The organism is Halomonas sp. BM-2019, from assembly GCF_017584085.1.
Genome location: NZ_CP071922.1, coordinates 2,518,888 through 2,529,208, shown reverse-complemented (window position 1 = coordinate 2,529,208; position 10,321 = coordinate 2,518,888). Strand labels below are relative to the sequence as shown.

Here is a 10,321-nt window from a genome sequence, read left to right as displayed (position 1 = left end):
CACGCCGCGCAGCAGCAGGCCGCCGGCCAGCAGCGCCAGGCCGGCGGCCAGCGCCCGCTCGGGGCCGAGGCGCTTGGCCAGCCACGGCGCCAAGGGGGCGAAGAGCCCCAGGCAGAGCACCGGCAGGGTGGTGAGGGCGCCGATGGCGAGCGCCGAGAGGCCGGTCTCCTGCTGGATGCGGGTCAAGAGCGGCGCCAGGCTCGAGAGGGCGGGGCGCAGATTCAGCCCCACCAGCACCATCAGCCCGATAAAGATGACAAGCGTCCGCTTGCCGTGCATCGTCGCCGTCGCCGCTGCTCTGGTCACCGCCATAACCTCCCTGTGTCTGGCTGTCCGTTATGCCTGCTGGCGTCCGCCGCCACCGCCGCGCCGGCGACGACGTGGCGCCCGCGCCTGATCGTCACCCCGGCGCTGGCCTTGACCCTGGCCGCTGCTGCGGGCCTGGCCCTGGCCGCGTCCACCGCCACTGCCGCGGCGGTTGCGGCCGTTCTCGATGGGCTCGGGCTTGGCGTTGGGGTCGGGCTCGAAGCCGGGCTCGATGCGCTTCTCGAGGTCGCGCTTGATCAGCCGCTCGATGCCCTTGAGCAGGCCGTGCTCGTCGACGCAGACCAGCGATACCGCCTGGCCCTCGCTGCCGGCGCGGCCGGTGCGGCCGATGCGGTGCACGTAGTCCTCGGCGACATTGGGCAGCTCGAAGTTGACCACGTGGGGCAGTTCGCTGATGTCGAGGCCGCGGGCGGCGATGTCGGTGGCGACGAGCACCTGCAGTTCGCCGCTCTTGAAGGCGGAGAGCGCCTTGGTGCGCGCCGACTGGCTCTTGTTGCCATGGATCGCCATGGCCGGGATCGCCTGCTTGGAGAGCTGCTCGGCCAGGCGGTTGGCACCGTGCTTGGTACGGGTGAAGACCAGCACCTGGTGCCAGCGGTGCTGGCTGATCAGGTGGGCCAGCAGCTCGCGCTTCTTCTCGCGGTCGACGCGATAGATCGCCTGGTCGACGGTCTCGGCGGTGGTGTTGCGCCGCGCCACCGCGATCTTCTCGGGGCTGTCGAGCAGCTTGCCGGCCAGCGCCTGGATCTCGTCGGAGAAGGTGGCCGAGAAGAGCAGGTTCTGGCGCTTCTCGGGGAGCAGGCGCAGCACCTTCTTGATGTCGTGGATGAAGCCCATGTCGAGCATGCGGTCGGCTTCGTCGAGCACCAGGATCTCCACCCGGGAGAGGTCCACGTGCTTCTGCTGCTGCAGGTCGAGCAGGCGCCCGGGGGTGGCGACGAGCACGTCGAGGCCCGGGCGGATGGCGTCCACCTGGGGCTGCTGGCCCACGCCGCCGAAGATCACGTGGCTCTTGAGGGTCAGGTGGCGGCCGTAGTCGGCCACGCTCTCGCCCACCTGGGCGGCCAGCTCGCGGGTGGGGGCGAGCACCAGGGCGCGCACCTGGCGCTTGCCGGGGCGCTGGCCGCCGGCCAGGCGCTGCAGCATCGGCAGGGTGAAGCCGGCGGTCTTGCCGGTGCCGGTCTGGGCGCTGGCCAGCAGGTCGCCGCCCTTGAGCACGGCGGGAATCGCCTGGCGCTGGATCGGGGTCGGGGTGGTGTAGCCCTGGGCCTCAACGGCACGCAGCAGTTCGGCACGCAGGCCGAGGTCGGAAAAGGTCATGCGGTCTCCGCAGAAACGCCGCGGCCTCGCCACGCGCTGCGCGTGGCCAGTCCCGGGCCGGGGCGTGAGAAATTCGGGGAAGCAGCGCGGCAGGAGGGACTCGATGGTTGCCGCGTGGCGTCAGTATGCCAGATTGGCGCGCGCCGCGCAGCTACTTCGCCTCGGCGGCGAGGCTTTCGCGCAGGCGTGCCAGGGTGGCGCCGCCGAGACCGGCGACCTCGTCGAGGGCGTCGGGACCCAGGGCCCTGAGCTGCTCGAGGTCGGCGATGCCGTGAGCGAACAGGCGCCGGGCCGTGACCGGGCCGATACCGTCCAGGGCGGTGAGCGAACGGGCGTGGCGGTTGAGGAAGGCCTCGTGGGCGTCCTCGTCGAGGCCGTCGCAGGCGCCATCCTGGTAGAGCTGGCAGGCCAGCCGGTCGGCGCCGCGGCGGATGGCCGGCAGCATCGGCAGCGCCACCAGGGCGTGTCGGGTGGCCAGGGCATCGAGCTCGGCCAGTGCCTGGTCCGCGACTTCCAGCTCGGCCAGGGCCTCCCGGTCGTGGGTGTCGCTGGCCATTACCATCAGCAGGGCCCGGCGGGCGCGCTGGGCCAGCTCTCGCAGCTCCAGGGCGATGGCGTGGCGAAGTTCGCGCTCGGCGCGTTCACGGGAGAGGTCGTCGTGCATGGCGTCGTCCCTGTCGGTAGCCTGGCGCGCGGGGGCGCGCCTGAGATGACCATAGCGCAAGGGGGCGGCGATTGCCCGGGGCTCAGCGCGCGCGGCGCACGGCCTCGGCGAGTTCGTCGGCCACCCGGTCCCAGCCGCGGCCCAGGGCGCGCACCAGGGCGGGATAGCCGTCGTCGTCGAGCTCGGCCGTCACCCGCAGGCCCTCCATGGCCAGCAGTCGCCCCTCGGCATCGCGCAGCTGCCACTGGCCGCCGATCACGGCCAGCCCGTCGTGGCGGCCCTGGAAGCGATCGAGCTCCAGGCGCAGGGAGAGGGCGGCGGGTTCGCGCGCGCCGGCCTCGTCCAGCATCACCCGGGTATCGGGCAGCCGCGCGGCGAGGCGCGCACGCAGGCCGCGTTCCAGCTGGCGCCCCAGGGCCTCGGCCCACTGATGGCCGCGGGCCTCCACCAGGGTGATGTCGTCCACCTGCATCACCAGGCCGTCCACGTCCAGGTAGTGGGCGAGCCGCGGCGGCCGCAGCAGCAGCAGGTACTCGGCCTCGGCGCCCGCCAGGGTCTGGGTGGCGTCGGCTGTCTCGGGCAGGGTGTAGCGCTGGGGCGTCGGGCCGGGGCTCGCGCAGCCGGTCAAGGTGGCGGCCAGCAGCAGAGCCGCCAGGGTCGTGCCCCTCCAGTGCCTAATCGTCATCGTGTCTCCCTATGGATGCCATCAGTCGCGACGCGGGGCCCGGGGCATGGGGTCCTCGGCGTCCAGGCTGTCGAAGAGCAGGGCGCGGGGATTGTCGGAGAGCGTGCGGGCCACCGGCTGGATATCGCGCATCAGGCGCTCCAGGCGCTCCACGGCGCCGGTCAGCTCCTGATAGGCCGAGGAGCCGGGCGAGACCCCCTGCAGGGTCTGGCGCAGTTCCACCAGGGTGGCATTGAGGTTGCCCGGCACCTCGCGGGTGCCCGGGTCATCGAGCAGGCCCTGCAGGGAGGCCGACAGCCCCCGCACCTCGCCGAGCATCGCCTCGGAGGCGGCCAGGTTGCGGTCCAGCCCGCTCAGCAGCGGCTCGATCTCCAGGTCGTTGAGCTTGGCCAACAGGTCGGTCACCTGGGCCTCGATCAGCGCGAAGCCGCCCGAGGTGGTGGGGAAGACGGTCCTGTCGGCGAAGGTCTGCGCCTGGTGCTGGTCGGCCAGGTCGCGGTGGAAGTTGAAGTCGACGAACAGCGCCCCGGTGAGCAGGTTGCCGCTCTTCAGGCTGGCGCGCAGCCCCACCCCGAACAGGCGATCGAAGCGCTCCCGCCACTCGGCGAGGTCGATCTCCTGGTTCTCGATGCCCAGGCGCTGGGGCTCGATACGGATCAGCACCGGAATCGAGAAGCCGGTACGTCCCTCGGGTTGGGGGGCGCTGAAGTTCCAGGGCACCGCGGCCACGGTGCCGATCCGCACCCCGCGAAACTCCACCGGCGCGCCGCGGGAGAGGCCGCGCACCGAGTCGTCCACCAGCAGCACATACTCCAGGTAGCGGTCGAAGGTGCCCTGGCGGGCGCTGTCCTCGTCCGGATAGAGGTTGAAGGTGACGTCCGGCGCCACCGGGCGGCCCAGCGGCAGGTCCTCGGGCACGCCGAAGGTGACCCCGCCCCCCAGCAGCGCCTCGAAGGACTCCATGCTGACCCGGAAGCCCTCGGAGTCCAGGCGCAGGTCGATACCGCTGGCCGACCAGAAGCGGGTGCTGTCGGTGACCAGGGTATCGTAGGGCGCCTCGATGAAGATGCGGTGCTGCATGCGCCGGGTCTGGGCGTCGAAGGTGGCGTCCTCCACGCGGCCCACGGTGTAGCCCTGGTAGGTGACCGGATCGCCTACCCGCAGCGAGTTGCCGAGCTGGCTGGTCAGGTTGATGCGCAGGCCGGCCGCACCGGCCGGGGCCACCGGCGGCTGGTCGCTGACCCGGAATTCCCGGGCGGCCACCTCGCTGCCGCCCGGCTCGAGTTGGATGTAGGCGCCGGAGAGCACGGTGCCCAGGCCGCTGATGCCCTCGCGACCGATCCGCGGCTTGACGACCCAGAAGCGGCTGTCCTCCACCAGCATCGCCTCGGTGTCGGGGCTCATGCGGGCGGTGATCACCGCGGTGGAGAGGTCCTCGGCGAGCTGGACGCGCTCGACGCGCCCCACCTGGACGTTGCGGGTCTTGATCAGGGTGCTGCCGGCCTCGATGCCCTCGGCGTTGGCCATTATCAGGGTCACCTGGGGCCCGCGGCTGCGGTAGTTGTCGTAGACCAGCCACAGGCCGATCAGGATGGCCACGAAGGGCACGATCCAGATCGGCGAGAAGCGGGCCTGGGGAGAGGCCTTGGCACGGTGCAGGTCGCGCTCGGGCGGCGCCTCGGGGCTGGGCGTTTCGCTCATCCGGGGGTTCCTTGTGGATCGCGGTCAGAGCCGCGACGTGGCAGGGGGCTGTCCCAGATCAGCCGCGGATCGAAGGTCATGGCGGCCAGCATGGTGATGACCACCACGGCCCCGAAGGCCAGGGCGGCCGGCCCGGGCGTGATCGACATCAGCGAGCCGGCGCGGATCAGCGCCACCAGGATGGCGACCACGAAGACGTCGATCATCGACCAGCGACCGATGAACTCGGTGAGCCGGTAGAGCCGGGTACGCGCGGCGGCGTTGAGCTCGCTGCTGCGGCTCACTACCAGGCAGAGCCAGGAAAGCGCCACCAGCTTGCCCACCGGGACGATCACGCTGGCCACGAAGATCACCGCCGCCACCGGCCAGGACCCCATCTGGATCAGTTCCACCACGCCGCCGATGATGGTCGAGGGGCTGGTGTGGCCGAGGCTGGTGGTGGTCATGATCGGGTAGACGTTGGCAGGAACGTACATCACCGCGGCCGCCGCGAGCAGGGCCCAGGTACGCTGCAGGCTGTGGGGCAGGCGGGAGCGGAGCGACTCGCCGCAGCGTCGACAGCGCCCGCGCCCCCCGGGGGCGAGGCGGTTGACCAGCCCGCAGGTGGTGCAGCCTGCCAGCCCCTGGGGGGCGGCGGGTTCGCCGGTGCGGGTGCCTTCCGGGGCACGGGGTTCACCGGCCAGCGAGAACCACATCCAGTCGGCATCGATGGACTGGGTGGTGAACAGCAGCAGCAGGGCGAAGACGCAGAAGGCCCAGAAGGAGATGCCCAGCTCGATCTGCGCCATGCCGGCCACCTTGATCAGGCTGACCAGGGCGCCAATGATGAAGACGTCGGCCATCATCCAGGGGTTCAGCGCGGTCAGGGAGCGGGCGATGGCGCGGCTGGCGGGCAGCGGGGCGTCGCGCAGCAGGCCGAGCTGCAGCCAGATGACGCCGAGCAGGTAGACCGCCGGCAGCACGATGATGGTCAGGATCACCGCACCGGCCACCACCGGCTGGTGGAAGCCGATCAGGGTGGTGGCGGTCTGCGAGAGCTCGATGCGGTTGCCGACCCCGCCCACGCTGAAGCTGATGAAGGGAAAGGAGAGCGCCATGGCCAGGGCCAGCAGGGCCGACAGTGCCAGGGCCATGCTGCGCTGGGCCGGGCGGTGATGGCGGCTGGCCAGGGTATGCCCGCAGCGCGGGCAGTCGGCCTTCTCGCCGGGTCGCAGGGGGGGGAGGGCGACCACCCAGTCACACTCCCGGCAGGCGCGCAGGCGCCTCCGCGCCCGGGACTCGGGCGGCGTGCGATCGACCCTCGGCCCTTGGGCGGGCAGCGAGGGCAGCGGCTCCAGGATCTGGAAGGGGCGCTGGGCCAAGGGTGGCTTCACTCCTGCTGGCGGCTCTGGTTGGACGCGGGGCGCAAGCGCCGGACTTCACCTGGGGGTGGCTCTCGGCCTACACTCACGCGCCGTGCGTGACGGGGCTCATGCGGAAGTGTGACACGTTGACGCAAGGCGTACCATAGACAAACATGCACCCCTGAATGTTCCCAAGGCGTCTCGATGATACTTCCTGCGGTGGCAGTAATGGCGGGCCTGGTCCTGCTGATGTGGAGCGCCGAGCGCTTCGTCGACGGGGCGGCGGCGACCTCGGCCCGGCTGGGACTCTCGCCGCTGCTGATCGGCATGCTGGTGATCGGCTTCGGCACCTCGGCCCCGGAACTGGTGGTCTCGGCCCTGGCGGCGGGGCAGGGCAACCCGGGCCTCGCCCTGGGCAACGCCTACGGCTCCAATATCGCCAATATCGGCCTGATCCTCGGCCTGGTGGCGCTGATCTCCCCCCTGGCGGTGCACTCCACCGTGGTGCGCCGCGAGCTGCCCCTGCTCGGCGCGGCGACCCTGCTCTCGGCGCTGCTGATGTGGGGCGGGGTGATCGGTCGCCTGGAGGGCGCCCTGCTGCTGGTGTTGCTGGCGGCCTTTATCGGCGTCAGTGTCGTTCGCGGGCTGAAGCAGGGCGGGGATCCGCTGGCCACCGACACGGCGGAGAGCCTGGCGGAACACCCCATGTCGCTGGCCGCCGGCCTGGCCTGGACCGGCGTCGGGCTGGTCCTGCTGGTGATCAGTTCGCGGATCCTGGTGTGGGGGGCGGTCTCCATCGCCCAGGGCCTCGGTGTCAGCGACCTGATCATCGGCCTGACCGTGGTGGCGGTGGGTACCTCGCTGCCCGAGCTGGCCTCCTCGATCAGCGCCCTGCGGCGCCGCGAGCATGACCTGGTGCTGGGCAACGTGGTGGGCTCCAATCTCTTCAACACCCTGGGGGTGGTGGGGCTCGCCGCGGTGATCCATCCGATCCAGGTCGGCGCCGAGGTGCTGCTGCGGGACTGGAGCCTGATGGCCGCGATGACGGTGCTGATGGCGATCTTCGCCCTGGGCTGGCGTGGCCGGGAGGGGCGCATCAATCGGCTGGAGGGCGCGGCCCTGCTGGCCATGTATCTCACCTATACTGCCTGGCTAGTGCACTTGGTGCTGCGTGGCGGCGGCGCTTGACCCGGGCTGCGACAATGCGACACCTATGACCCAGGTCAATTTTTCGGGACGATTGCTGGGTGTGCGAGTCGGATAACGATCGACAAGACATGAACCTGATCTCGATGGTTGTCAAGGCCGCCAGCCCAGCGGTGGGCCGACTGCCATCGGGTGTGGTTGCCCTGCGTTGTCGAGAGGGTGTGCGTCACGACGCGAGTTTCGTGTCGGAGGTATAACAAGCACTGCATTCGCATCCCTAGCGACGTTCCCGAGTCACTCGCTGCATCGAGGCTAGCGTCATGGAACTGGATCCTCTCCTGCTATCGCGATTGCAATTCGCCTTCGTGGTCTCCTTTCATGCCATCTTCCCGGTCTTTACCATCGGCCTGGCGTCCTACATCGCCGTGCTCCACGGTCTCTTCTACAAGACCGCCAACCCCGCCTGGGATCGCCTGGCGGTGTTCTGGACGCGCGTCTTCGCCGTGGCCTTCGGCATGGGGGTGGTCTCGGGCATCGTGATGTCCTTCCAGTTCGGTACCAACTGGAGCAACTTCTCCCAGGCCTCCGCCAACTTCCTTGGCCCCATGCTCAGCTATGAGGTGGTCACGGCCTTCTTCCTCGAGGCCGCCTTCCTCGGCGTGCTGCTGTTCGGGCGCGGCAAGGTGCCCCAGGGGGTGCATCTGTTCGCCGCCATCATGGTGGCCATCGGCACCTTCATCTCGTCGTTCTGGATCCTCTCGGCCAACAGCTGGATGCAGACGCCGGCGGGTGTCGAGCTGGTGAATGGCAGCTTCCGGGTCGTTGCCTGGGGCGAGGCCATCTTCAATCCCTCCTTCGGCTGGCGCTTCGCCCACATGGTGATGGCCTCCTTCATCACCGGCGGCTTCGTGGTGGCCGGGGTCAGCGCCTGGTACCTGCTGATCCGCCGTGACGTGGAGGCCAACCGCAAGGCGCTCTCCATGTGCCTCTGGCTGCTGCTGGTGCTGACGCCGACCCAGGCCGTCGTGGGGGACTTCCACGGGCTCAACACCCTGGAGCATCAGCCCGTCAAGGTGGCGGCCATGGAGGGCAACTGGGAGACCCGCTCCCACGTGCCGCTGCTGCTGTTTGCCTGGCCGGATCAGGAGGCCCAGGCCAACCGCTTCGAGATCGGCATCCCGAGCCTGGCCAGCGTCATCCTCAAGCATGATCCGGCCGGCGTGGTGCCGGGGATCAGCGAGGCGTCACCCGAGGAGCAGCCGCCGGTCTGGATCGTGTTCTGGGCCTTCCGGGTCATGGTGGGGCTCGGCTTCCTGATGATCGGCGTGGCAATCGCCGGGCTCTGGCTGCGGCGCAGGGGGCGGGTCTACGAGCATCGTAGCTTCCTGCAGCTGCTGCGGGTGATGAGCGTGACGCCCTTCATCGCCGTGCTGGCCGGCTGGATCGTCACCGAGGCGGGCCGGGCGCCCTGGCTGGTCTACGGCCGCTACACCCACGCCGAGGGCCTGACGCCCTCGCTCACCGGGGGGATGGCGCTGTTCACGTTGATCGGCTACGTGACGGTCTACGCCGTGGTCTTCTGGGCCGGGGTCTACTACCTCACCAAGGTGGTCCGCAACGGCATGCTGCCCGAGGAGGAGCGAGACAGCGTCGCCGGCGAAGTGGAGCGCCCCAAGCGCCCGCTCTCTGCCGCCCACACACCCTTCGACGATACCGACCCGGCGAGGAGCTGACCCATGGAGATGTTCGATTTTTCAATAATCTGGGCGCTGATCATCGGCTTCGGGGTAATCATGTACGTGATCATGGACGGCTTCGACCTGGGGCTCGGGATCCTCTATCCCTTCGCCCCGGACGAGGCCTCCCGCGACGTGATGATGAACTCGGTGGCTCCGGTGTGGGACGGCAACGAGACCTGGCTGGTGCTGGGCGGGGCCGGCCTGCTGGGTGCCTTCCCGCTGGTCTATTCGGTGTTCCTGCCGGCCCTCTACATCGGTGTCTTCCTGATGCTGGCTGGGCTGATCTTCCGCGGCGTGGCCTTCGAGTTCCGCTTCAAGTCGCGGCGGAACCGCCGCTGGTGGAACCGCGCCTTCTGCTGGGGCTCGGCGGTGGCCGCCTTCGCCCAGGGGGCGGTGGTGGGCACCTACATCCAGGGCTTCGCCGTGGAGGACTTCGTCTTCGTGGGCGGGCCCTTCGACTGGCTGACCCCCTTCACCGTGTTGACGGGGCTCGGGCTGATGGCCGGCTATGCGCTGCTCGGGGCCACCTGGCTGATCCTCAAGTCGGAGGGTCATGTGCAGGCCTGGGCCTACCGAGTCACGCCGCCCCTGCTGGCGGCGGTGCTGGCGGTCTTCGCCGCCATCAGCCTGTGGACGCCCTTCGTCAACCCCGACGTCTGGTCGCGCTGGTTCGATCATATCCAGCTGATCTGGATCCTGCCGGCGCTGGCGCTGGGCTGTGCCTTCGTGGTCTTCCGCAGCGTCCAGCGTCGCAGCGAGGGGCTGCCGTTCGTCGCCACCCTGGGGATGTTCATCTTCACCTACCTGGGCCTGGTGGTGAGCAAGTGGCCGGTCATCGTGCCGCCCGACTACACCATCTGGGACGCCGCCTCGGCGCCGGAGTCGCAGCTCTTCCTGCTGATCGGCGTGCTCTTCGTGATTCCCATCGTGCTGACCTATACCGCCTGGACCTACTGGGTCTTCCGCGGCAAGGTCAAGGTGGGGGAGGGCTACCACTGAGCCATGGCGAGTCCTGAGCGCGCCAGCGGCGGACGCGAGGTCCGCCGCTGGCTCGCGGGCCTGCTGGTCCAGGAGCGCCTGGGCCAGGCGGCCAGCCTGCGCATCCGCACCCGGGTGCGCCGCGAGCTGCTCGACCACCTGGCCCGCCTGGGGCCGGGCTGGCTCGCCGGGCGCCACTCCGCGGCGCTGGCCAGCCAGCTGGTGGAGCAGGTGGAGGCGCTGGACGGCTACTTCGCCCGCTTTCGCCCCCAGCTGCTGCTTGCCGTGCTGAGCCCTGCGCTGGTGCTGCTGGCGGCGTTCTGGCTGGACTGGCTGGCGGCGCTCTTCCTGCTGCTCGCCGCACCGCTGATCCCGCTCTTCATGGCGCTGGTGGGCCTGGGGGCGGAGCGCCTCAATC

9 protein-coding genes and 1 pseudogene are annotated in these 10,321 nt (G+C 70.1%); 4 read left to right on the top strand and 6 right to left on the bottom strand.

All coding sequences use genetic code 11. The annotated features are described in order from the left end of the window. The 6 genes and pseudogenes from J5F18_RS12620 to J5F18_RS12595 form a co-directional block, all read right to left on the bottom strand. A pseudogene (locus J5F18_RS12620) lies at window positions 1-306 on the bottom strand (MFS transporter); the annotation flags it as partial. Window positions 307-336: 30 nt separating this feature from the next. Next, complete coding sequence (locus J5F18_RS12615; RefSeq protein ID WP_346298967.1) at window positions 337-1,647, bottom strand: DEAD/DEAH box helicase; 1,311 nt, start codon at window positions 1,645-1,647, stop codon at window positions 337-339. Window positions 1,648-1,798: 151 nt separating this feature from the next. Then, the gene (locus J5F18_RS12610) at window positions 1,799-2,311 is read right to left on the bottom strand and encodes a helix-hairpin-helix domain-containing protein (protein ID WP_346298966.1); all 513 of its coding nucleotides are present in this window, start codon (window positions 2,309-2,311) and stop codon (window positions 1,799-1,801) included. An 82-nt stretch (window positions 2,312-2,393) separates the two neighbouring features. Further along, on the bottom strand, window positions 2,394-2,996 hold the full coding sequence (locus J5F18_RS12605) for an ABC-type transport auxiliary lipoprotein family protein (RefSeq protein ID WP_346298965.1): 603 nt from the start codon (window positions 2,994-2,996) through the stop codon (window positions 2,394-2,396). A 21-nt stretch (window positions 2,997-3,017) separates the two neighbouring features. Then, the gene (gene pqiB, locus J5F18_RS12600; RefSeq protein WP_346298964.1) at window positions 3,018-4,697 is read right to left on the bottom strand and encodes an intermembrane transport protein PqiB; all 1,680 of its coding nucleotides are present in this window, start codon (window positions 4,695-4,697) and stop codon (window positions 3,018-3,020) included. Then, on the bottom strand, window positions 4,694-6,058 hold the full coding sequence (locus J5F18_RS12595) for a paraquat-inducible protein A (RefSeq protein ID WP_346298963.1): 1,365 nt from the start codon (window positions 6,056-6,058) through the stop codon (window positions 4,694-4,696). Before J5F18_RS12595 ends, pqiB begins: the two co-directional genes overlap by 4 nt. Window positions 6,059-6,244: 186 nt before the next feature. Between J5F18_RS12595 and J5F18_RS12590 the strand changes: the two genes are divergently transcribed. The 4 genes from J5F18_RS12590 to J5F18_RS12575 form a co-directional block, all read left to right on the top strand. Continuing rightward, complete coding sequence (locus J5F18_RS12590; protein WP_346298962.1) at window positions 6,245-7,228, top strand: calcium/sodium antiporter; 984 nt, start codon at window positions 6,245-6,247, stop codon at window positions 7,226-7,228. Window positions 7,229-7,506: 278 nt separating this feature from the next. Further along, the gene (locus J5F18_RS12585) at window positions 7,507-8,919 is read left to right on the top strand and encodes a cytochrome ubiquinol oxidase subunit I (RefSeq protein WP_346298961.1); all 1,413 of its coding nucleotides are present in this window, start codon (window positions 7,507-7,509) and stop codon (window positions 8,917-8,919) included. A gap of 3 nt (window positions 8,920-8,922) precedes the next feature. Beyond that, the gene (cydB, locus tag J5F18_RS12580; RefSeq protein ID WP_346298960.1) at window positions 8,923-9,924 is read left to right on the top strand and encodes a cytochrome d ubiquinol oxidase subunit II; all 1,002 of its coding nucleotides are present in this window, start codon (window positions 8,923-8,925) and stop codon (window positions 9,922-9,924) included. A 3-nt stretch (window positions 9,925-9,927) separates the two neighbouring features. Next, a partial coding sequence (locus tag J5F18_RS12575) for an ABC transporter transmembrane domain-containing protein (protein WP_346298959.1) occupies window positions 9,928-10,321 on the top strand: 394 nt, incomplete at its 3' end.

Bases quoted from the DNA above. Each gene is read 5' to 3' on its own strand.
- J5F18_RS12615 (WP_346298967.1), bottom strand. From the start codon at position 1,647: ATGACCTTTTCCGACCTCGGCCTGCGTGCCGAACTGCTGCGTGCCGTT.
- J5F18_RS12610 (WP_346298966.1), bottom strand. From the start codon at position 2,311: ATGCACGACGACCTCTCCCGTGAACGCGCCGAGCGCGAACTTCGCCAC.
- J5F18_RS12605 (WP_346298965.1), bottom strand. From the start codon at position 2,996: ATGACGATTAGGCACTGGAGGGGCACGACCCTGGCGGCTCTGCTGCTG.
- pqiB (WP_346298964.1), bottom strand. From the start codon at position 4,697: ATGAGCGAAACGCCCAGCCCCGAGGCGCCGCCCGAGCGCGACCTGCAC.
- J5F18_RS12590 (WP_346298962.1), top strand. From the start codon at position 6,245: ATGATACTTCCTGCGGTGGCAGTAATGGCGGGCCTGGTCCTGCTGATG.
- J5F18_RS12585 (WP_346298961.1), top strand. From the start codon at position 7,507: ATGGAACTGGATCCTCTCCTGCTATCGCGATTGCAATTCGCCTTCGTG.
- cydB (WP_346298960.1), top strand. From the start codon at position 8,923: ATGGAGATGTTCGATTTTTCAATAATCTGGGCGCTGATCATCGGCTTC.